Consider the following 20,802-nt stretch of genomic DNA (forward strand, 5'->3'; position numbering starts at 1 on the left):
CATACATTCGCATACATACAATGAGTTGCTCAGTGAGCGGGAAACGGCAGAGGTCAGTGATCCGGCTCGTAGGCGGGATGAGGCACGGTGGGCGGCAGAGTGGCGATCGACGAGATTCGCTTCATGCCCGCGACCTGCAACAGGTCGACGACCAGCGATCGAATCTGGGCGAACACCACCGTCGAGGACAGGCCTGCGTTCTCCACTATCGCCGGTTTCAGTTCCTTCGCGACCGAGCGCAGGACGCGCGCTGCTTCGGCCTGATCAGGCTGCTCCCCCGGCTCCGCCAGGATCATGTCCTCGAGAACTTCGACGGCTTTCGACAAGCGCTCGACCTGAGCCACCAGGCGCGGATCGAGGATCTCGTCGTCCCTGACCAACGTCAACGAACGACGCGCGAGCACTCGAATGTTGCGCATCGCGTTGTCGATGGGATCGGCTGTCGCCATGAGCCTTTCGAGGCGAGGCCGACTGTTCCAGTACAGCGGGGAGATTCGGCTGATCTCGCGCCCGCCGAGAAGGTTACTGCGCAACCCGTCGATGGCACCCTGAGTTGCGCGCGCCTTCTGCAGTGCCTTCACGATCGGGTCCGGGTCATTCGCGACGAGGCCGTCTGCCACCAATTGCAGTACCTCGGAAGCGGTTCCGAGGATCGATGCAGCATCCTTGCGCGCGCGTCGTACCGGGTGGGTGGGGATGATCGCGACCACCGCGATACCCACCAGGCCACCGACAAGGGCATCGATCATGCGATCGGGACCGCCGCTGCCGCCCGGCGGGATCAGCGTCGCCACCAGCACAGCCGAGTTTCCCGCCTGCATGGAGAAGATCGGCCCGCTGTTGAGAAGCACCGCGACGGACATCGCCAGCACGACAACCAAACTGATCTGCCACGGTCCGCTCCCGATACCGGAGATGATCAGATCACCGATTCCGATACCGACCGTGACTCCCGCAACCAACTCGAACGAGCGTCGTAGTCGTGCACCCAACGACAGACCGAGCGAGACCACAGCGGCAATCGGCGCGAAGAACGGCGCGTGGTGCCCGATCACCGTGGTGGCAACCCACCACGCCAATCCGGCCGCCAAGGCACATTGAATGATCGGTAGCGCCGACGTCTGAAGTCGACGCACCGATTTGCGAGCCCGGTCCTTGATGCCGGCCCGGCTCGGACGGAAACTGCTAACCGAGGCCAAGCGCTTCGGCGGCGTTGGGATCGCAGTCTTCGAGCAGATCGAGGCAACGCGCGTACTCGTCGGCTTCACCAATCGTCTTCGCGGCCTTGGCCAGGACTGCGACGCAACGCAGGAAACCACGGTTCGGTTCATGGCTGTAGGGCACGGGACCGAAACCCTTCCAACCGTTGCGACGCAGTTGGTCGAGTCCGCGGTGGTATCCGGTACGCGCGTAGGCGTAGGCCGTGATGGTTTCGCCCTTGTCCAGGGCAGCCTCGGCCAGGTAGGCCCACGCAATGGAGGCAGTGGGGTGGTCGGCCGCTACCTGGGCCGGTTCAGCGTGGTTGAGCAGTGCCGATTCCGCGTCGTCGTCGCCGGGAAGCAGAGTGGGCTTGGGTCCGAGCAGGTCACCGAATTGGGTCATGCGCTCATTGTGCCCGCTACGCCTTTCTGCCACAGGACCGCCTCGCCGACGGTCGGAGTTATGCAGGCTACATACCGGTCGTTACCCTGACATGGTCATTGCTGCATAAGACCGAAGGGTTACCCGTGCCGGACTCGAAAGACGACAACTCGAAAAAGAGCGCAGCACCGAAGGGTGCGCCCGAGAAGTCGGCCCCGACCGAACCTGCGACTGTGGCGATCCAGAAGACAGACAAGGCCTCGAAAGCGGACGGCGACGCCAAAGCTGCCAGCGCACCAACCGTCGCGATCCCCAAGGCAACTCAGGCAACCACAGCAGCACCGACACCCCAGCCCAAGCCGGAGCCTGCCACCGTCGCGATTCCGAAAGCCGCGCAGCCGACACCACCACCACCGCAGCGCGCTGCGCCTCAACCGCAGCAGCGCGCCGCGCCTCAACGTGTGGGTGTCGCAGCGACCCCACCGCCGGCTCAGCCGATGCCGACTCGCATCGAGCCCGCCGCGCCGGAGAAGACCAAGCGCAGCGGCAAGGGCTGGTACATCGCGGCAGCAGCGGCCGGCGTCGCCGTCCTCGCGGCGATCGGCGTCGCCGTATTCGTCTCGTCCAACAGCGGTAGCGGTGAAAGCTCACCCGAAGCTCAGGTCCAGACCGCCATCTCGACGTATGTCGACGCTCTGCAGACCGGCGATCTGGCAACGCTGCGAACGTCGACCTGTGGGGCGTTGGGCGAGTACTACCGCACCATTCCCGACGCAGCGTTCGCTCAGGTCCACGACAATGCCGTCGCTCAGAAGACGATCCCGCAGGTCGGAGCCGTCGACGCGGTGCGCATCACCGACGACACCGCGATCGCTCAGGTCCAGGCGAGTTTGCCGAGCACGGGCGAGCAGTCGTGGCGCACGTTCGACCTCGAGCGCCAGGACGGCACGTGGAAGGTCTGCGATCCCAGCAAGTAGGTACCTGAACAGAAAATGCGCGCCGGCGAGAATTTCGCCGGCGCGCATTTTGTTCTGTGAAGCGCAGTTGTGAAACCGATCAGCCTGCCGACACCGAGCGTCCGGCCGACTTCAGGTCGTTGCACGCCTCGACGACGCGAGCCGTCATGCCGGCTTCGGCCTTCTTGAGGTAGCTGCGCGGGTCGTATGCCTTCTTGTTTCCGACCTCGCCGTCGACCTTGAGGACGCCGTCGTAGTTGGTGAAGAAGTGTCCGGCGATCGGACGGGAGAACGCGTACTGGGTGTCGGTGTCGACGTTCATCTTGACGACGCCGAAGTTCAGCGAGTCCTCGATCTCCGACTTCAACGATCCCGATCCACCGTGGAAGACGAAGTCGAAGGGCTGCGAACCGGAAGCCAGGCCGAGCTTGGCAGCGGCGACCTTCTGGCCCTCTTCGAGAACCTCGGGCTTGAGCTTGACGTTGCCCGGCTTGTAGACGCCGTGGACGTTGCCGAAGGTGGCGGCAAGGAGGTACTTGCCCTGTTCGCCGATGCCCAGAGCATCGACCGTCTTCTCGAAGTCTTCGCTCGAGGTGTAGAGCTTGTCGTTGATCTCGGCTTCGACGCCGTCTTCTTCGCCGCCGACGACACCGATCTCGACCTCGAGGATGATGCGTGCAGCCTTCGAGAGGGCGAGCAGTTCCTTGGCGATGGCCAGGTTCTCGTCGATCGGGATAGCCGAGCCGTCCCACATGTGCGACTGGAACAGCGGGTTACGACCGGCGTCGACGCGCTCCTGCGAGATCGCGAGCAGCGGACGCACGTAGGTGTCCAGCTTGTCCTTCGGGCAGTGATCGGTGTGCAGCGCGATGGTGACGTCGTACTTTGCCGCGATCACGTGTGCGAACTCGGCGAGCGCAACAGCGCCGGTGACCATGTCCTTGACGCCCAAACCGGAACCGAACTCGGCGCCGCCCGTCGAGAACTGGATGATGCCGTCACTGCCGGCGTCCGCGAAGCCCTTGATGGCTGCGTTGATGGATTCGGAGCCGACACAGTTGATGGCGGGGAAGGCAAAGGAATGCTCCTTGGCCCGACCAAGCATCTCGGCATAGACCTCGGGAGTTGCGATAGGCACGGCGGGAGTCCTCCATATACGTGTCGTTCGGAGCGCTCGGCGATGTGAAAGCGCTTCGTGTGGTCCTAGCAGTATGGCAAGTCCGACTCGTCACGTCTCTTTGCGGTCTCGGCCTGCCGCCACCGACGCGATGACCTGCGGTGGTGGGAAACACTCAGATTCGGCCGGTACTCTGGCCACCGTGAATGTGCAGGCAGCAACTGAATCCGTGACGAACCTGGCCTTGCTGCCCGGCTTCCTCGATCCCGTGAACCTCTTGAATTCCTTCGGAACGTGGGTTCTGGTGGGATTGCTTCTGGTGGTCTTCATCGAATCAGGCCTGCTGTTTCCGCTCTTGCCCGGCGATTCGCTCCTCTTCACCGCAGGGCTGATCGCGGCGTCCAAGTCCACCGAGATCGAACCGTTCGCGCCACTGTGGGTGCTCCTGGTGACGATTCCGATCGCCGCGATTCTGGGTGACCAAGTCGGGTTCTACATCGGCACCAAGGGCGGAACTGCCCTGTTCAAGACGGACGACGCGCGGTTCTTCAAGAAGAAGTACATCGACGAGTCACACGCCTTCTTCGAAAAGCACGGCCCGATCACCATTATCCTGGCTCGGTTCGTGCCGATCGTGCGTACTTTTGCTCCGGTTGTCGCCGGCGCTTCGAAGATGAAGTACTCACTGTTCCTGACGTACAACATCGTCGGCGGCATCCTGTGGGGTGCCGGCGTGACTTTGCTCGGCTACCTCCTGGGGCAGATCGAATTCATCCGCGACAATGTCGACTACATCTTCATCTTGATCGTCCTGGTGTCGGTTCTGCCGATCGTCTTCGAAATCGGGAAGCGAATTCTGGCGTCGAGACGTGGTGAAACGGCGAATACTTCCACTACGGACAATTCGACGGTGACAGTCCCCGAAGACCCCACCCCCTGATTGCAGAACGAGGCGAAGAACTGACGACGATGACGCTCGCATCCGGCAGTTTCTCCCCGCTCGAGACTGCCGGGCCTCTGTTGGTCTGGATCATCGTCGTCACGTTCGTCTTCATCGAGTGCGCGATCATCCTCGGGTTGTTTCTCCCCGGTGATTCGCTTCTGATCACAGCCGGAATCGTTCTTGCCGGCCACGAATCCGGCGCGGGCCACGTGTGGGCGTTGTCTGTCGGTGCGATGATCGCGGCCATTGCCGGCAACCAGGTCGGGTACGTCATCGGCCACCGGACCGGCAATCACATCAAAGCCCGTAAGGGCGGCAAGTACTTCACCGAGAAGAACCTGCACCGCGTGAACATCCTGTTGGAAAAACACGGGTTCTGGGCGGTCCTGATTGCTCGCTGGGTTCCGTGGGTGCGCACCCTGTGCCCGATGGTCGCGGGCGCAGCCAAGATGAACCACACGCGCTACACCATCGCGAGCACCATCGGCGCGATCATCTGGGCGCCCGTGCTCCTGCTACTCGGTTTCTACGGTGGCTCGTTCCTCGATCGCGTGCCATGGTTGCTGCCCGCCGTGCTGATCGTGATGATGGTCAGCTTGGTCATCGGTACTGCGCTGGGAATCTGGCAGTACCGCAAGGAGATGGCCCGACCGGCCGAAGACGTCGAGGTCGAAGAAGTCCTCGACTAGAAGCTGACTGCTCAGTGCAGGTGGCCCTGGTCCCACGCCGGCAGCGGGTCTTCGTAGCGAGTCCATGCCCGCGGTCCTTCGCGTAGTTCGTCATCGGTCAGCAGAGCCGGATCGAGGATTCGTGACGGCCCCGCCGGGTCCAGTTTCACTCCGATGAACACGATCTCCTGCCCTGGCACCTCCGCCGCCGACGCCCACAGTTGAGCCGGTTCGATGACGAGGTTGGGGCCTGCCTGCGACCAGATCGCGGCGAACTCGGGCCGACTGGCGATCCAGCAGAATCCCTTGCTCCGCAGGAGTCCGGCGAACTGACCGAGCGCGGCCTCGAGTCGCGCCGGATGAAAGGGTCGCGAGGCGCGGTATGTGACGCTGCGTATTCCGTATTCCTCGGTTTCCGGGGTGTGCCCACCGGCCAGTTCCTCGTCCCAACCGGGTACCTGCGCAGCAAGTTCCGGGTTGTAGAGACCGGTTTCGAGGACTCGGTCGAGGGTGACTTTGCCGTGATCTGTTCGAATCAGTTGAGCGGTGGGGTTGAGCCTACGAAGCGTCGCCTCGACGGTTCCTGCCGCCCGCGGGCTCACCAGGTCGGTTTTGTTCAGCAAGATGACGTCGGCGAACTCCACCTGATCGACCAGGAGATCGGAGATGCTGCGTCCGTCCCCCTCCCCGGCTTCGAGGTTGCGCTCGTCCAGTCGTTCGCCTTTTGCCAGTTCGCCGAGGAAGGTCGACGCGTCCACCACGGTCACCATGGTGTCGAGCTTCGCGAGCGAGCCGAGGCTGAAACCGTCCTCGAATTCCCAGTCGAAGGTGGCCGCCACCGGCATCGGTTCGGAGATGCCGGTGGACTCGATCACCAACTGATCGAATCGCCCCTCTCGGGCCAGGGCGCCGACGGCGTCGATCAGATCCTCACGCAGCGTGCAGCAGATGCATCCGTTGGTCAGCTCGACCAACTTCTCTTCCGTGCGGTCGAGATGACCCTGGCCCGCGACGAGGGCCGCGTCGATGTTGATCTCGCTCATGTCGTTGACGATGACGGCGACCCTCCGGCCATCGCGATTGGCGAGAATGTGGTTGAGGAGTGTGGTCTTGCCTGCGCCCAGAAATCCGGACAGCACGGTTACCGGTAGCTGCTTCATTCCTTAATGGTAACCATTGTCATTATCGACAACAGCGGGCGGGCCTACTGCACTGCAGAGGCACTACCCGAGAACTGGCTCTCGGGCCTCGGCAAACCGAAATGATCACGAAGGGTCGTACCCGAGTATTCGGTCCGGAAAAGACCGCGATCCTGCAGGATCGGGACCACACGCTCGGTGAAGATCTCGAGCCCACCCGGGTAGTACGGCGGCATGACGTTGAAGCCGTCAGCAGCACCGCTCGTGAACCACTCCTCGATCGTGTCGGCTACCTGCTCGGCGGTTCCGGCAAACACCCGGTGCCCGCGCGCACCCGCCAATCGATGAAGGAGGCCACGAACCGTCGGACGCTCGCGCTCGACGATGCCGGCGATCACCTGCAATCTGCTTTGCTTGTTGTCGGTGACATCCCCTGCAGCCGCGAACAATTCGACAGGAACCGGTGCATCCAGTTCCAGATTCCGAACATCGGCCCCGGTGAGTGCACCGAGTTGCGCGAGGCCGTACTCCGGCGAGGTCAACTCGTTGAATTCTCGCTCGAGCGCCTTGGCCTGCTCCTCGGTGTCACCGATGAACGGGCTGATTCCGGGCAGGATCTTGACGTGGTCGGGGTTACGCCCGAACTGCGCAGCCCTCGACTTGATGTCGGTGTAGAACGCCTGAGCATCGGAAAGTCTCTGGTGCGCTGTGAAGATCGCCTCCGCGTACTGACCGGCAAATGCGCGACCGTCGTTGGACGCACCGGCCTGCACCAGCACAGGGTATCCCTGCGGAGTTCGCGGTGCGTTGAACGGTCCCCGCACCCGCAGATGCCGCCCGACGTAGTTGATCTCGTGAATCTTGTTTCTGTCCGCGTAGATTCCGTTCTCCCGGTCCAGACTGATCGCGTCGTCCTCCCAGCTGTCCCACAACCGCACCACCGCGTCGACGAATTCCCGTGCGCGCGAATACCGGTCCCCGTGATCCGGGTGCTTGGCCAGCCCGAAGTTGGCTGCCGCCAGATCCGTACCCGTGGTGACGATGTTCCACCCCGCGCGTCCGTTCGAGATGTGGTCGAGCGAGGCGAACAGCCGAGCCAGGTTGTACGGCTCGTAGTACGTGGTCGACGCCGTCGCGATCAATCCGATTCGCTCGGTCGCCACTGCAATGGCCGTCAACAAGGTGATCGGCTCCAATGTCCCTGCGGGACCGTGCTCGACGTCGCTGCGCAACGCGGGACCGTCGGCGAAGAAGATTCCGTCGAACTTCGCCGCCTCAGCAGTGCGAGCGATCTCCTGGAAATACGTGACGTCGAACAGACGTTCCGGGGTTGTCCACGGATGACGCCACGCCGCTTCGTGATGACCGGCGGGGTGGATGAACGCGTTGAGGCTCAGTTGGCGCGGAGAATCAGACATGCCTGAATGCTGGCAACTGCCGCCGCAGTCCGACAGGGTTAGGGTTCGCGTGATTCCAACTCAGGGTGGGCAGGTCGGTATCGTCACATGGGTGAGCCGCGTAGTCGTAGCCGAGTTCGTACCGTCCGGAGCGACAGCAACTGTTCTTCATCAGTGGTGTGAGGTGTTCGCCGAAGGCCAACGTCACCTGTCCGGGACTGCGCCGACAGCGACTGCGCTGATGGAAATGATCGAGGCCGAGGACAATTCGGCCGATGTACGGCGTTGGATTGCACGCGACGCCGGCACCGACGAGGTCCTCGGCATCGCCCAGGCACGACGCAACTCGGCCGAAGCCGATCTCGCAGAGTTTCGGATGTACGTGACACCCCACGCGCAGCGACGAGGGGTAGGACGAGCGCTTGCCGAACTCGTCGAAGTCGACATCGCCGGGTTCGGCGTGCGAAGAATCAGAGTGACGGCGCTCGTCGGAAGCGCAGCCGAGCATTTCCTGCGATCGTTCGACGGTCACCGCGTGTTGCTTCGGTTGGCCAACCAGGTTCAGCACCTCAGCCCTCCCACCGCACACAGCACCCGCCCCGGCTATCGAATCGTCAGTTGGCGCAACCGAACCCCGGACGAGCTGATCCACTCCTTCTCGGAGGCTTTGAACCGACTCCTCGACGCGCCGGGCGCTGAACTGCAGGTGCCCGAACGTAATTGGGGAGCCGACGAGGTCAGATCGTGGGAACAGAAGATGACGGGTGGCTCTCAAGTACTCCTGGTGTGCTGCGCGGTCGACGACAGCGTCGGCGAAGTAGCCGCAGCGACAGTGGTGACGGTGGACGAACATGACAGCACCCACGCATCGCAGCACGACACCGTGGTACTTCCCCAGCACCGCGGACACGGTCTCGCTCAGTGGGTCAAGGAGCAACAAGCGTCTGTGTTGGCAGCTGAATTTCCCTCCGTGCGAAAGATTTACACAACGGTGAACGCGGAGAATCACCCGATGCTGACCGTCAATCGGAGCCTGGGATACCAGACCGTCGCGGAGCGGATCCTGGTGGAAATCAGGAGAGCCGAGAGTGCGCCGCACAAGCCTCGGTGACGATCTTCCTCCACAGGAGCGGGTGAGACTGCCAGAAGTTGTGCGCGACACCGTCGACGACCTCGAAACTACCGTTAGGCACGAGCTCGGCCAGTTGCTGCAACGGCCACGACGGGCGAATGTCGTCGGCCGCCGCGAGAAATGTCATGGGCACTGGTGAGTCGGCCAACTGCCGAAACAGCTGTGGTTCATGGATCCATTCGATGAACGATTCTTGAAGCGATTGCCAGACAACAGGTTCCCAAGGTATCTGCGGGTCCGGCTCGATTCCCGCTTCGTACTGCTTCGACCATGTCCGGTCCTTGTGGAGGCCGTGCCCCGCGATGCCGACGACGCCGGACACCGATTCCGGACAGTCGAGTGCGTACCGCACCGCCAAGTCGGATCCCCACGAGTGCCCCAGCACGACCCAGCTGCCGATCCCGAACGTGCGTCGGACGAGTTCGAGGTCCGCAACGGCCTGCGCCATCGTATGAGCGCCGCCACCGGACCGGCCGACTCCGCGTGGCTCAGGGCACCACGCGCGCATTCCTTCCGGAACCAGCTCGTCGTGAGCAAGATAGTGAACGCATCCCGGGCCGCCGGAGAGAACCAGAACGTCCGCCCCTGCCCCACCGACATCGACGTGAAGACGTACGCCGTCCGTGTCGACCACGTGCCGGGATTCCATGAGGAAAAAGCCTAACGCTTACGCGGGTATCCAGCCGCCGAGACGACAAATGCCGCCTCCATGAGCATCCACCCACCTACCTGCACCGAGAGGTCTCGCTCGGGCACGCTCGACGAGCGCACGGTTCCGGCGGCGAAGGTGGCGATGTCGCCGGACAGACTCGGCAACTGAGCATCCTTGGTCCAGTCGTGCCCGAACAGCGGCAGACCTTCGATCTGCAGTCTGTTGTTCCAGGCCGCTTCCGCGGAGGACAGAACGATCTGCGCTGCGAGTTCGCGCGCTCGCAGGTCCTCGTGAGTCTCCCAGGACAGGTTCACCACCACGAACGCGAGGTAGCGAGCCAGGATTGCGTTGAACAGTCCGCCGTCGCCTCCGCCACCGCCCGTGATGACTCCGTACTCGGTCATGCCGTCGTACACCGCGTCGACGAGTTTGTGGACTCGCTCGCGGTGGCGCGGTTCGCCCAATCGCGTCGACAACTCGGTTTCCAACCCCAGCGTGACGCCTTGACAGTACGAGTAGATCGCGCGCTCGAGGGTGCCGTCGCGGCGGATACCGTCGAAGATCAGTCCGGAGTCCGGATCCCGCAGCGTCTCGTCGATCCAGTCGGCCGTTGCCTGCGCACGCCAGAGTTTTCCGGTGCGCGCCAGCATGATTCCGGCGGGTCCGTTTGCCGGCGTGTTGTAGAAATCGGAGCCTTTGCACCACGGAATACCGCCGCCGTCGGCCGGGGACCACGAATCGAAGAGTTGCGATTCGAGCGCCTGAACCGCGGTTCGGTGATCGACCGAGAACATGCGTTGCGCACGTTCGAGCGAGAGGCCCAGCCACGCCATGTCGTCGTAGTAGTTGTTGGTCCACGCCGAGACGTTGCGGACCCGCACACTGCGGGCAACCTTCGCGACCCGGCGACGACGCTTGGGGGTCGGGTCACGTTCGAGTGCGTCGATCGCAGTATCGAGCAGGTGCGCTTGCCACCAGTAGTGCCACGGCTTGAACATCCGCTCGCGTCGAACAGCAGGCCAGGCAACCACGCCGAGTGCTGTCCGGGGCATTCCCCACAGGCGCCGAAGGTGACGACTGACTATCGCGCCCTCAGCCGCATCGGCCCGCTCTGCCCACACTTCCTGCATAACTACCTATCCTGTCTGGTCGAGGCGCTACACGCTAGCCGGAATTCGCGAGCGAGATCAGCGGGAATCGGCGAGATCGGCATGCTCACGTACCCACGCGTGCATCGCGATGCCGGCCGCGACACCGGCGTTGATGCTGCGAGTCGAACCGAATTGTGCGATCGAGACCGTCATGGACGCAACCTCTTTCGCATGATCGGTCACTCCGGGGCCTTCTTGACCGAACAGCAGGATGCACTCCCGCGGCAGGCTTGCCGTTTCCAGCGGCACCGACCCCGGGGTGTTGTCGACGGCCACGATCGTGAGTGAATTCTCACGGGCGTACTCGACGAGTTCGCCGATGTCTGCATGGTGAACGATGTGTTGGTATCGATCGGTCACCATGGCGCCCCGCCGATTCCAGCGCCGACGCCCCACGATGTGGACCGCGGCCGCGGCAAACGCGTTGGCCGTGCGGACCACCGTGCCGATGTTGGCGTCGTGCGCGAAGTTCTCGATGGCGACATGCATCGTGTGACGGCGCGAGTCGATATCCGCGACTATCGCTTCCCGCGTCCAGTACCGATACTCGTCCAAGACGTTTCGACGATCACCCTCGGCCAGAAGTACCGGGTCGTAGCGCTCGTCGGTCGGCGGTTCCGTGTCGTGCTCCTCGGCCCAGGGTCCGACGCCGTTGGGATTCTCGCCCCACTCGGTGGGTCCCGGTTCACCGGCTCCGCCGGACACGTCGTCGGCTGCGACTTCGGTCATCAGAACACCTCGTTGGAATCTGCAGCCACGGTGAAGCCGTGCGTGGTCTGATCGTTGACACACGAGACGTCTGTCGCGGTGGTCGTACAGGTGAAACCCAGTTTGCTCAGCGGTTGACCGGCCGCCAACACCGGATCGGCGTCGGGGCCGCCAGAGGTGTACACCTCTCCGCCCGAACACATGAAAGCACCCTCACCCTCGTCGGTGACGCGAATACCGTTGCCCCAGTTGACCATGCAGCTCTCCGGCCGCGGCGGAACGGGAGTGGTCGTTCCCTCGCACCCGGCTTCGATTCTGGTGGGCAACTTGATGATGCCGCACTGGAAGTTTCCGTCGGGAGTGGTAAAGTAGTACGACTCGTTGCGCTCGAACTGCACGTCCGTGAGTGTCGTCGTCGGTGGCAGCGTCGTGGTCGGTGGTTCGGTGGTCGTGGGGACGACGGGCGCGACGGTGGTGGTTGTCGTCGGCACTGCGGTAGTGGTGGACGAACTGGGCTGCGCCGCTACGGTCGGCGCTGAATCCGCCTCCCCGCTGCACCCTGCGAGCACGAGCGCCGACCCGACGCCCAACAAGACGAACCCCACCCGAACACGAACCACCCGACTACCTCCACACACGTCATCTTGGCCCAGCAACAGCCGACAGTGCACTCTATCGTGCGGTCGACTAAGTGCTGGTGACGCGCTTGTTCATCAGCCGTGAGAGCCACGCGGGCGAGAACCGCGACGCGCTGAGGAAGAGCTTCGCCTGAGTTCCGACCGGGTAGTGAACCTTTTGCATCCGTCCGGCGCCGCGTGTGGCCGCCCACAGTTCCTGCGCGACGTCGGTTGCAGTCAGCTTGATACCCAACGATCTGGTGGCTCCGGTGTCCATTCCAGTGACCATCGCGGTCTGGACGAACAACGGCCAGAGCGCGAGAACACGGATGTCGTGCTGTGCCCATTCCAGATCGAGCGCCTCGGTCAGGCCGCGGATCGCGAACTTGGTTGCACCGTACGTCGCCAGTTCGGGCTGGCCGTAGATCGCCGAAGCGGAGCACAGATTGACCACCTGGGCGCCGACGGTATCGCGGAGGTACGGGAAAGCCGTGTGCGTGCCGTTGAGGGTGCCGGTGATGTTGATGTCGACCATCCGGCGATGCGCCGCAAGAGAAATATCCTCGAACCGTCCCGACGAGAGCACGCCCGCATTGTTGATCAGGATGTCCAGACGCCCGGACTCCCCGGCAAAATCGGCCAGACACTGCGCCCATCCCGCCGGATCGGTGACATCCAGGACACCCGTCACGACACTGCCGCCGAAACCGTCGATCTCGGCCTTCAAGGAGGCAAGGCCGTCGTCGTCGATGTCGAACGCGCCGACGCGGTATCCGTTGCGCGCGAACAACAGCGACGTCTCCCGCCCGATTCCAGCCGCAGCACCGGTGATGAAGACGTTCGGTTCGCTCATCCGGTCAGGCTATCCTGGATGTGGAGGAAATCTGATGAATCACCGTCGCGTCGTACACACCGTGTGTTTCATCGCGGTGGGGTATCTGATCGTGCTCGCCGTGTGGCTCGGATGGCTGGTCGAGCACACTCCGCCTGGCACGCTGCCCTATCAGATCGGCGGGCTGCTCGCCGCTTTCGGCTCGGTTCTCGGATTCGGAATGGCATGGGCCAACCGCCCGACCCGCGCCGAGCGCAAACTCGAAAAGCACGGCCTCGAAGGGTGGGCACGAATCGACACCGTCACACCCCTGCGCCGAACCGTCGACGGCGAATTGGCCAAGCTCGCACTCCACCTCACGGTTCCAGGTTCCGATTCGTACTCGGGCCGGATCGAGTACGAGATCCGACCCGAGTACAAAGACAAGATCACTCCCGGATCCACAGTCACCGTCATGGTGGACCCGAAGAACCGAGACCGAATCATGCTGTGCCCGTGAAGGACTAGACGCTCTTCTTGCGTCCCAGCGCCAACATGCCCTCCACCAGCATCAGCTGCGCTCCCGCGTACGACGCCAGGATCACTCCCTCGGCAGCAGCGCGGCCGGCAGCCCCGCGGATGAACAGACGACGCACCACGATCAATCCGTCGGATGCGGTGAAGAGCACTCCGCCCAATCCGAGCCAGGAGCGTCGATCCTTGTTCGGGACGACCACGTCGAGCACGGCGTTGGACTGCGGTGCCAGAGCGGGGTCCGCCGACAACGTCGAGGTGGTTCCCAACATCAATCCATATCCGGTGAGCGGCGTCGACACGCTCGGGGCCTTGGCACGGAGCAGTCCGGACGCCGTCGACCAACCGCTGATGCGGGGCCGCAGGGCAGCGCGGGTCGGCCGAGCGCCGCGGCGCAGCAGGAGCGCCGAGTAACTGGCCTGCATCACCGCGAACGAGGACGCGCCCTTGATCAGACGAGCATCGTTGTCCGGGTCGATCATGAACACGTCGCCGACAGTTGCAGCGGCGAGACCGGCCAGAAGCAGTGCGGTATCGGCAGTTTCCGTCTCCGAGCGCTTGCGCAGCACTCGGGCGGCCAGAGCGGGTGCGATCAACGGCTTCGCGATCTGCTGAACCCGCTCGTTACCGACTACTGCCCCGACCACTGTCGCTGCCGTCGCCGCCGCAAAAACTGCGTGCTCGATGCCCCACTTGCCCGCCATCACAATCCTCCTGTTGGTTACACGTCCAACAGCGACCGTACTGGGTCACTCAGGCGGCATCGCCGGATTTGACGTCCGCGCCGTAGACATCGACGTATTCCTGCCCCGACTGGTCACAGAGCACTGCCATCAATTCGTCCGTCGCCGCACGCACGACGGCCTGGTAGCCACGAAGTTCGCGGTACCGAGAGAAGTCGATCGGCTCCCCTACCGTGATCCGGACCTTGCTGAAGCGCCACATCCGCGTACCCGGCGGGTTGACTGCGTCGCCGCCGTGTACGACGACGGGAATGACCGGCGCCCCGGTTTCCAAGGCAACTCGAATCGCTCCGGTCTTTCCCTTGTACAGGCAACCGTCGGGTGATCGTGTTCCCTCGGGGTAGATCCCCCAGACACCACCCTTGTCGAGAATCCCGATGGCCGTGTCCAACGCCGCACGGGAGGCGTCGGCGCCGCTACGGTCGATCGGCACCTGACCGGCCCCACCGAAGAACCAGCGCTGCATCGCGCCCTTCACACCGGTCCCGGTGAAATATTCACTCTTCGCGACGAAGGTGATGCGTCGGCGCACCATGAGAACCAGGAAGAACGAGTCGACGACTGCCCGATGGTTGCCGGCGAGAATCACCGGCCCCTTCTTGGGGATGTGGTGCTGACCCTCGATCGTCGGCCGCCCGAACAGCCAGAGGACCGGGCCGATCAGGACGTATTTGAACAGCCAATAGAGCACAGGGCATCACCTTTTCCGTCTAGTAGACAGTGTCTACGACGTGAATAGTAGACACTGTCTTCCATGACTGTCAGCAGCCTTCGCGAAACACTCGTCGCCACCGGCGTCGAGATTCTCGATGCCGTCGGCGCCACAGAACTGACGCTACGGGAGATAGCGCGTCGGGCGGGCGTGTCGCACGGCGCCCCGCGGAGATACTTTCCGACCCACAACAGCCTGCTAGCCGCAATTGCCTCACACGGCCTGCGCGATCTCGCCGACAGACTCGATCCCGTCCTCGCCGGCAAACAACCCGCTCGTAGCCGATTGATCTCGGCAGCAATCGAATACGTGTCATTCGCCCAGGAGCGACCGGCGATGTTCGAGTTGATGTTTCGCCACGACCTCCTCGAGGGCGCAGGCAGCAACCTCCGAGAGTCTTCTCTCCCACTCTTCGCCGCCCTGCAATCCCTGACCGAAGAGGCCGACGCCTCCGATCCCACCACATCTGCGTTGAACATCTGGACCGGAACCCACGGCATCGCAGTGCTGGCGGCAAATCGAAGCCTCACACTCGTCGCACCCGACCTCGATGTGCCGTCGCTGGTAGCCACCGCCGTGACGGACCACCTTCCACGGACTCGTTGATTTACATAGTTAACCTATGCAATAATATTCTTCGTGACAGACGAAGAACAGCAACTGCACGAACTACTCGTCGACCTCGTGAGCAATACGCACCGCTTCGCGAAGCTGGCAGGCTCCTTCGCGTCCGATCAGTACCCACGCGCCTGGCTGCGCGCACTCTCGCTACTCGAGGAATACGGCGAAATGCGGATCAGCGACTTCGCTCGACTCGACAGAAGCTCGCAGCCCTCTGCCACTGCACTACTGCGCAAACTCGGCGAGAACGGTTACGTCGAACGGCGCGCCGACCCCGAGGACGCCCGGGCAGTTCGAGTGGCCATGACGGACAAGGGACGAAAGATCTTGAACGACGGCCGAAACGAGATCGCCGACGCTCTAGTCCCCCACTTCGTCGAACTCGGGCCCGATCAGATCAAGAAACTGGCCGACGGATTGGCCGAATTGCGTTCCATCATCAAGACTTCCGATCCCAGCTGAAACACCCACCACTGAAAAAGGAGGTGGCCGTGAGCAACACGACCGCGACATCAACGCACCAGAACGAGGCTCCGCCGAGCCTCCTGAAACAACCGAAAGCGGTGTGGGCGGTAGCCTTTGCCAGCGTCATCGCCTTCATGGGCATCGGATTGGTCGATCCGATCCTCAAACCGATCGGCGAACAACTCGACGCCACACCGTCGCAGGTTTCGCTGCTGTTCACCAGCTACATGCTCGTCACCGGCGTGGCCATGCTCATCACCGGTGTGGTGTCCAGCCGCATCGGCGCCAAGAAAACACTTCTTGCAGGCCTTGCCATCATCATCGTGTTCGCTTCTCTGGCAGGCGCTTCCAGCACCATCGGCCAGATCGTCGGATTCCGTGCGGGCTGGGGACTCGGCAATGCACTGTTCATCGCAACGGCGCTCGCGGCAATCGTCGGCGCGGCCAGCGGCGGCGTGGCACGGGCGATCATCCTGTACGAGGCTGCATTGGGCATCGGTATCGCAGTCGGACCGCTGGTCGGCGGAGTTCTCGGTGACATCAGCTGGCGCGCACCTTTCTTCGGCGTCGCAGCCCTGATGGCGGTCGCCTTCATTCTCATCGTGGTGATGCTTCCGAGCGCACCCAAGCCCGAACACCACACGTCCATCGCTGCGCCCTTCCAGGCGTTGCGGCACCGCGGGCTACTCACCGTTGCCATCACCGCGCTGCTCTACAACTACGGATTCTTCACGCTGCTCGCGTACACGCCGTTCCCCCTCGACATGGGGGCGTACCCGATCGGATTCATCTTCTTCGGTTGGGGCCTGATGCTGGCGATCTCGTCGGTTTTCCTCGCCCCTCGCCTGCAACGACGCTTCGGCACCCTGCCGATGATGATGCTGGCACTGATCCTGTTCGCACTCGACCTGGGCATGATGGCGCTCTTCACCGAGAACAAGATCGTCTTGATCGTCGGTGTCGTCCTCGCCGGTTTGTTCCTCGGCGTGAACAACACACTCATCACCGAAACCGTCATGATCTCAGCTCCCGTGGAGCGGTCGACCGCCTCGGCTGCTTACAGCTTCGTTCGATTCGTCGGCGGCGCCGCTGCTCCGTGGGTAGCCGGCAAGCTCGGCGAATCCAACGTCCACATGCCGTTCTGGGTCGGCGCGGTGCTCACCCTCGCCGCCGTATTCGTCCTGTCGAGCGGACGTAAGGTTCTCGCTCACGTCGACGACCACGATCCCGCGCCGCACAGCGTCGACGAAGCACTCGCCGTCACCGTAGGCGACTGACCCCTGTGAGTGGTTGAGGAGCGCAGGGACTCCTTAACCACTCACGGGGCGTCAGCTCAGGTTCAGATCTTCCAGGCCCAGCAGCGAGCGGTACTCGACGCCCTCGGCACCGATCACCGCATCCGCACCCGTCGCGCGATCGACGACCGTAGCGACTCCGACCACGGTGGCCCCTGCCTCGCGCAGGGCCTTCACTGCTGTCAACGGCGAATTGCCCGTCGTGGTCGTGTCCTCGACAACCAGGACACGCTTGCCGACGATGTCCGGGCCCTCGATCTGGCGCTGCATCCCGTGGGCCTTCGCGGCCTTGCGGACGACAAACGCATCGATCGGTCGGCCGGGAGCGTGCATCACTGCCATAGCGACCGGATCGGCGCCCATCGTCAAACCGCCGACGGCGTCGAAATCCCAGTCCGCGACCAGTTCACGCAGCAGCGAGCCGATCAGCGGCGCTGCCTTGTGGTGAAGTGTCGCGCGGCGAAGGTCGACGTAGTAATCGGCTTCCTTGCCCGAGGACAACGTCACCTTTCCGTGTACAACAGCCAATTCGCGCACCAGCGCAGCCAAATCCTCACGATCGCTCATGAGTGCTCAGCCTACCGACCACTGCCTTGTGTTCGGCTTCTGCCTCTGGGCTACGTCCGGCTTCCGCCTCTGGGCTACGTCCGGCTTCCGCCTCTGGGCTACGTCCGCCCGCGGCCACGTCCGACGATGTTGGTCAGCCGGCGAACCAGCCCCTTGGGAACGAGACGCCCGGCCGTCGTGAGGACCTTGTACTGGAATCCCGGAATACTGATGACCTTGTCGTCACCGAGATCCTTCATCGACGCCGCAACCACCTGGTCGACGCTCAGCCACATCGGCTTGGGGATCGTGGACATCTCGATGCCCGCGCGCTCGTGGAACTCGGTGCGAATGAAGCCCGGGCACAGCGCCTGCACGCGCACTCCCGTCCCGGCCAACCCGCCGGACAGCCCTTCGGTGAACGAGATGACATAGGCCTTGCTTGCCGAATACGTCGAACCCCGCCCGGACAGCAGGCCCGCGACGCTCGCCACGTTGACAATCGTTCCGTGCGCCGACGCGATCATGCTGGGCAGCGCCGCACGGGTCAGCCGCATCACGGCGGTGACGTTGACGTCGAGTTGAGACTGAAGGAGCGCCGGATCGGCGGTCCAGAACTCGCCGGAGGTACCGAATCCGGCGTTGTTCACCAACACCTCGACGCCTTTCTCCAGACGAAGCGCGACCGTGTCGCGTCCGGCCTCCGATGCGAGATCGGCAACCAGAATCTCCGACTCGGTGCCGAACATCGTCTTCAACTCGGACGCGAGGTCGTGCAATCTGACCTCGTCACGTGCGACGAGAACCAGGTCGTATCCGAGGGAGGCGTATTTCTTGGCGAAACCGGCGCCGAGACCAGAGGTGGGTCCAGTCACCAGGGCAACGGGACGCACAGGGCGATCCGAGTGGGAAGTCGACATACCGGCCACGCTAGTGGTTATCGCGCCTGGACGGGAACCTTAAAGGTCAGTCGACCGGGCGAATTGTGCCCGAGCGCTGCGACGCCGGGCGCTGAGCCGGCTTGTCAGCCGCCTCGGGCTTGCGCAGCGATTGATCCGGACGTGGCGCAGATTCCCGCGGTGCGGGCTCACGCGGTGCGGACTCACGCGGGGCAAATTCACGCGGCGGAGCGTCGCGGGGCGGCTGCTCTTGACGCGAACGGGGCTGTTCTACCGGATCCGGAGTTGGGCGAGACTTCTCGGCGCCCGGCCGCGGGCGGCTCGGATCGTGATCGACCTCGAGTTCGTTGGGATCGGTGACGGGAGGCAGGACATGCAGAATGCCGGACAGGCGCGCAACCGACTCGATTGCCGCGTCCCAGTCCCGGCCGTTACTGGTCACCGGAAGCGAACCGAGCGTCCACTGCCCTTCGCTCCACAGCATGCTGATCGACGGCGGAACCGATTCGGTGAACGCCACCATGCGCTGATCACAGACACGACGTGCGATCTCGAGATCGGTCGCGAAGACGACTCGTGAACCGATCGCACCCAACAGGTTCAGGTCGCCGTCCTTGGGCGGAGCCGTCGACTTCAACCGAAGATCGATGTCGACGTCCGACCCGATCTCGCGGCGAACAGCCACGATGGTTGCGGTCTCCTCCAGGTCGAACAGCACGAACTGCTCTCCGCGACGGCGGCCGCGGACGACGTCGGTAGCAGTCAGGTAGTCCTGCTTGGCCATGACCGCGCGGTGCCATTCGCCTGCCAGCTGATCGTCAGTGGCCGTGTACGTGTAACCCTGCGCCTTGGCCCAGATCTGACGCACTCGCCCGGATTGATCTCGCCTCGTCCTGTCGACGTACAGAAGCGCACCCGCGCCTGCGAGTGCAATTGCTGCCAGTCCGAACCACATTCCAGTCATCACCCTCCAGGGTAGCGACTCGCGGCCTCAACCTCCCGCGACACCCTGGTGGACTCGCCCGATGTGTCGTGAACGACTCAGTTGCCGAACTTCGGCAGCGACGTACTCAGAATCGTGTTGGCGGTCATCGTGCCGTTCTCCACCGGCGTGCCGTCGACGACGATGTTGTCTCCCGGTTGCAGATCGGCGATGGTGGCGCGGTTGAGCGCGATGAGCGTGGTGTCCGCGGTGGTCAGAATCGTCACCTGCGAACCCCCGATCGAATCGATGACCAACGTGCCGCCGTCGTTCGACTTCACGGTGCCGACGGCTCCCCCGGCGTCACCGATGACTTCGCCGAGCCCGCCTGGAAGCTGGCTGAGCGGAGAATCCGTCGTCGGAGTCGGCGCCGTGGTGCTGGCCTTCGGCGGTGTAGTGGTCGGCGCCTGCGTCGTGGTGGTCGGGGGAACGAAAGCGGTCTGGGTGCCCTTGTCGTTCGAGCCGAACGCCGAGAACGCGATGATCGCGATCACGGCGACCAGGATCCCGACCACACCGGCGGCCACCCACGTCGCGAGCTTGCGCTTCTTACCGCCGCCCGACGATCCATCGTCGATGAACGGCTGTTCCGGCGGAACTCCACCGCCACCACCGGCAACCGGATACTGCTGTGTATTTCCGTACTGCTGCGTGTTCCCGTACTGATCCGGGTTCCCGTACTGCTGAGCGGTGTACGGCGGATAGGCCTGCGTCGCACCAGGCGGCGGCGCCTGCGGATCGAACTGCGGGTTGTAGGCAGGGAACGCCTGAGTGGGATTCGGCTGCTGCCCCTGCTGACCCTGCTGCCCCAAGTACTCCGTGTTCTGATCCGGGCCCCCGTAGGGATACTGCTGTGCCCCCGGATACTGCTGTGCCCCCGGCTGCTGACCGAAATACTCCGTCGGCTGGTTCGGATTCTGGCCGGACACCGTCCCGTACTGCTCCGTCGGCTGGTCGGGCGTACGCCCCCACACCTCGGTGGCCTCGGGATCCTCACGGCGCGGCCCACCCGAGTTACGCGGATCGTTCTCATCGGTCATGCCTGGCTCACCTTCGGTTGGGACGAAAGAGCGTCGGAGTCGTTCGGAGAGGCGCGGGTGCACTCGTCCCCGGTTCGAGCATCCAGCCATCCA

General features: G+C 63.5%; 24 protein-coding genes. 8 read left to right on the plus strand and 16 right to left on the minus strand.

Annotated features, from left to right (window positions below):
• Positions 1 to 53: 53 nt before the first annotated feature.
• Together ASU23_RS19405 and ASU23_RS19410 are read right to left on the minus strand one after the other, a co-directional pair.
• Entirely contained in the window at positions 54 to 1,199 is a 1,146-nt protein-coding gene (locus ASU23_RS19405; RefSeq protein ID WP_003944297.1) for an aromatic acid exporter family protein, read from the minus strand.
• On the minus strand, positions 1,186 to 1,602 hold the full coding sequence (locus tag ASU23_RS19410) for a DUF3151 domain-containing protein (RefSeq protein WP_007726781.1): 417 nt from the start codon (positions 1,600 to 1,602) through the stop codon (positions 1,186 to 1,188). Before ASU23_RS19410 ends, ASU23_RS19405 begins: the two co-directional genes overlap by 14 nt.
• Positions 1,603 to 1,727: 125 nt before the next feature.
• On the opposite strand from ASU23_RS19410, the gene ASU23_RS19415 reads away from it, so the two are divergent.
• Positions 1,728 to 2,558 (plus strand): nuclear transport factor 2 family protein, encoded by an 831-nt coding sequence (locus ASU23_RS19415; RefSeq protein WP_058038540.1) that lies wholly within the window; start codon positions 1,728 to 1,730, stop codon positions 2,556 to 2,558.
• 79 nt (positions 2,559 to 2,637) lie between these two features.
• Here ASU23_RS19415 and fbaA read toward each other — a convergent pair whose 3' ends face one another.
• A complete protein-coding gene (gene fbaA / locus ASU23_RS19420; RefSeq protein WP_007726777.1) occupies positions 2,638 to 3,675 on the minus strand; it encodes a class II fructose-bisphosphate aldolase in 1,038 nt (345 codons plus the stop codon).
• 181 nt (positions 3,676 to 3,856) lie between these two features.
• On the opposite strand from fbaA, the gene ASU23_RS19425 reads away from it, so the two are divergent.
• Both ASU23_RS19425 and ASU23_RS19430 read left to right on the plus strand, forming a co-directional pair.
• Complete coding sequence (locus ASU23_RS19425; protein WP_277921643.1) at positions 3,857 to 4,594, plus strand: VTT domain-containing protein; 738 nt, start codon at positions 3,857 to 3,859, stop codon at positions 4,592 to 4,594.
• A 29-nt stretch (positions 4,595 to 4,623) separates the two neighbouring features.
• Positions 4,624 to 5,286, plus strand: a complete 663-nt coding sequence (locus ASU23_RS19430; protein ID WP_003944306.1) for a DedA family protein — start codon at positions 4,624 to 4,626, stop codon at positions 5,284 to 5,286.
• Between the two features lie 11 nt (positions 5,287 to 5,297).
• On the opposite strand, the gene ASU23_RS19435 is transcribed toward ASU23_RS19430, so the two are convergent.
• Both ASU23_RS19435 and ASU23_RS19440 read right to left on the minus strand, forming a co-directional pair.
• A complete protein-coding gene (locus tag ASU23_RS19435) occupies positions 5,298 to 6,425 on the minus strand; it encodes a GTP-binding protein (protein ID WP_058038542.1) in 1,128 nt (375 codons plus the stop codon).
• 44 nt (positions 6,426 to 6,469) lie between these two features.
• Entirely contained in the window at positions 6,470 to 7,822 is a 1,353-nt protein-coding gene (locus ASU23_RS19440) for an LLM class flavin-dependent oxidoreductase (protein WP_058038543.1), read from the minus strand.
• A gap of 91 nt (positions 7,823 to 7,913) precedes the next feature.
• On the opposite strand from ASU23_RS19440, the gene ASU23_RS19445 reads away from it, so the two are divergent.
• Entirely contained in the window at positions 7,914 to 8,912 is a 999-nt protein-coding gene (locus ASU23_RS19445) for a GNAT family N-acetyltransferase (protein ID WP_233272363.1), read from the plus strand.
• Here the strand turns inward: ASU23_RS19445 and ASU23_RS19450 are convergent.
• The 5 genes from ASU23_RS19450 to ASU23_RS19470 form a co-directional block, all read right to left on the minus strand.
• A complete protein-coding gene (locus ASU23_RS19450) occupies positions 8,875 to 9,582 on the minus strand; it encodes an alpha/beta fold hydrolase (protein WP_042452181.1) in 708 nt (235 codons plus the stop codon). The two genes, ASU23_RS19445 and ASU23_RS19450, sit on opposite strands and share 38 nt — an antisense overlap.
• A gap of 11 nt (positions 9,583 to 9,593) precedes the next feature.
• Positions 9,594 to 10,715 carry a glycoside hydrolase family 76 protein gene (locus ASU23_RS19455; RefSeq protein WP_003944321.1) on the minus strand — a complete coding sequence of 374 codons (1,122 nt, stop codon included), beginning with the start codon at positions 10,713 to 10,715 and terminating at the stop codon, positions 9,594 to 9,596.
• Positions 10,716 to 10,772: 57 nt separating this feature from the next.
• Complete coding sequence (locus ASU23_RS19460; RefSeq protein ID WP_042452183.1) at positions 10,773 to 11,465, minus strand: TrmH family RNA methyltransferase; 693 nt, start codon at positions 11,463 to 11,465, stop codon at positions 10,773 to 10,775.
• Positions 11,465 to 12,064 carry a DUF6636 domain-containing protein gene (locus ASU23_RS19465; RefSeq protein WP_003944380.1) on the minus strand — a complete coding sequence of 200 codons (600 nt, stop codon included), beginning with the start codon at positions 12,062 to 12,064 and terminating at the stop codon, positions 11,465 to 11,467. Before ASU23_RS19465 ends, ASU23_RS19460 begins: the two co-directional genes overlap by 1 nt.
• Positions 12,065 to 12,131: 67 nt before the next feature.
• The gene (locus tag ASU23_RS19470) at positions 12,132 to 12,914 is read right to left on the minus strand and encodes an SDR family oxidoreductase (RefSeq protein WP_058038545.1); all 783 of its coding nucleotides are present in this window, start codon (positions 12,912 to 12,914) and stop codon (positions 12,132 to 12,134) included.
• Between the two features lie 34 nt (positions 12,915 to 12,948).
• Here ASU23_RS19470 and ASU23_RS19475 point away from each other — a divergent pair, with 34 nt between their 5' ends.
• Entirely contained in the window at positions 12,949 to 13,392 is a 444-nt protein-coding gene (locus ASU23_RS19475) for a hypothetical protein (protein ID WP_007726759.1), read from the plus strand.
• A gap of 4 nt (positions 13,393 to 13,396) precedes the next feature.
• On the opposite strand, the gene ASU23_RS19480 is transcribed toward ASU23_RS19475, so the two are convergent.
• Both ASU23_RS19480 and ASU23_RS19485 read right to left on the minus strand, forming a co-directional pair.
• Positions 13,397 to 14,110 carry a lysoplasmalogenase gene (locus ASU23_RS19480; RefSeq protein ID WP_058038546.1) on the minus strand — a complete coding sequence of 238 codons (714 nt, stop codon included), beginning with the start codon at positions 14,108 to 14,110 and terminating at the stop codon, positions 13,397 to 13,399.
• A gap of 49 nt (positions 14,111 to 14,159) precedes the next feature.
• Positions 14,160 to 14,840, minus strand: coding sequence for a 1-acyl-sn-glycerol-3-phosphate acyltransferase (locus tag ASU23_RS19485; protein WP_003944312.1), 681 nt, complete (start codon positions 14,838 to 14,840; stop codon positions 14,160 to 14,162).
• A 63-nt stretch (positions 14,841 to 14,903) separates the two neighbouring features.
• On the opposite strand from ASU23_RS19485, the gene ASU23_RS19490 reads away from it, so the two are divergent.
• Genes ASU23_RS19490 through ASU23_RS19500 form a run of 3 tightly spaced genes read left to right on the plus strand, consistent with a single transcriptional unit; the run spans position 14,904 to position 17,224 of the window.
• A complete protein-coding gene (locus ASU23_RS19490; protein ID WP_058038547.1) occupies positions 14,904 to 15,467 on the plus strand; it encodes a TetR/AcrR family transcriptional regulator in 564 nt (187 codons plus the stop codon).
• 33 nt (positions 15,468 to 15,500) lie between these two features.
• Positions 15,501 to 15,944: a MarR family winged helix-turn-helix transcriptional regulator gene (locus ASU23_RS19495; protein WP_058038548.1), complete on the plus strand. Its 444-nt coding sequence runs from the start codon at positions 15,501 to 15,503 to the stop codon at positions 15,942 to 15,944.
• Between the two features lie 23 nt (positions 15,945 to 15,967).
• Positions 15,968 to 17,224: an MFS transporter gene (locus tag ASU23_RS19500; protein WP_058038549.1), complete on the plus strand. Its 1,257-nt coding sequence runs from the start codon at positions 15,968 to 15,970 to the stop codon at positions 17,222 to 17,224.
• A 51-nt stretch (positions 17,225 to 17,275) separates the two neighbouring features.
• Here ASU23_RS19500 and pyrE read toward each other — a convergent pair whose 3' ends face one another.
• The 4 genes from pyrE to ASU23_RS19520 all read right to left on the minus strand — a co-directional run bounded on the left by pyrE (position 17,276) and on the right by ASU23_RS19520 (position 20,709).
• Positions 17,276 to 17,809: an orotate phosphoribosyltransferase gene (pyrE, locus tag ASU23_RS19505; RefSeq protein WP_003944385.1), complete on the minus strand. Its 534-nt coding sequence runs from the start codon at positions 17,807 to 17,809 to the stop codon at positions 17,276 to 17,278.
• A 98-nt stretch (positions 17,810 to 17,907) separates the two neighbouring features.
• Positions 17,908 to 18,708, minus strand: a complete 801-nt coding sequence (locus ASU23_RS19510; RefSeq protein WP_037131478.1) for an SDR family oxidoreductase — start codon at positions 18,706 to 18,708, stop codon at positions 17,908 to 17,910.
• 46 nt (positions 18,709 to 18,754) lie between these two features.
• On the minus strand, positions 18,755 to 19,642 hold the full coding sequence (locus ASU23_RS19515) for a hypothetical protein (protein WP_003944407.1): 888 nt from the start codon (positions 19,640 to 19,642) through the stop codon (positions 18,755 to 18,757).
• 86 nt (positions 19,643 to 19,728) lie between these two features.
• On the minus strand, positions 19,729 to 20,709 hold the full coding sequence (locus tag ASU23_RS19520; protein WP_058038550.1) for a hypothetical protein: 981 nt from the start codon (positions 20,707 to 20,709) through the stop codon (positions 19,729 to 19,731).
• Positions 20,710 to 20,802: the final 93 nt, after the last annotated feature.

This window comes from Rhodococcus sp. KB6 (assembly GCF_001445685.1).
In the GTDB taxonomy this organism is placed as follows: Bacteria; Actinomycetota; Actinomycetes; order Mycobacteriales; family Mycobacteriaceae; genus Rhodococcus_F; species Rhodococcus_F qingshengii.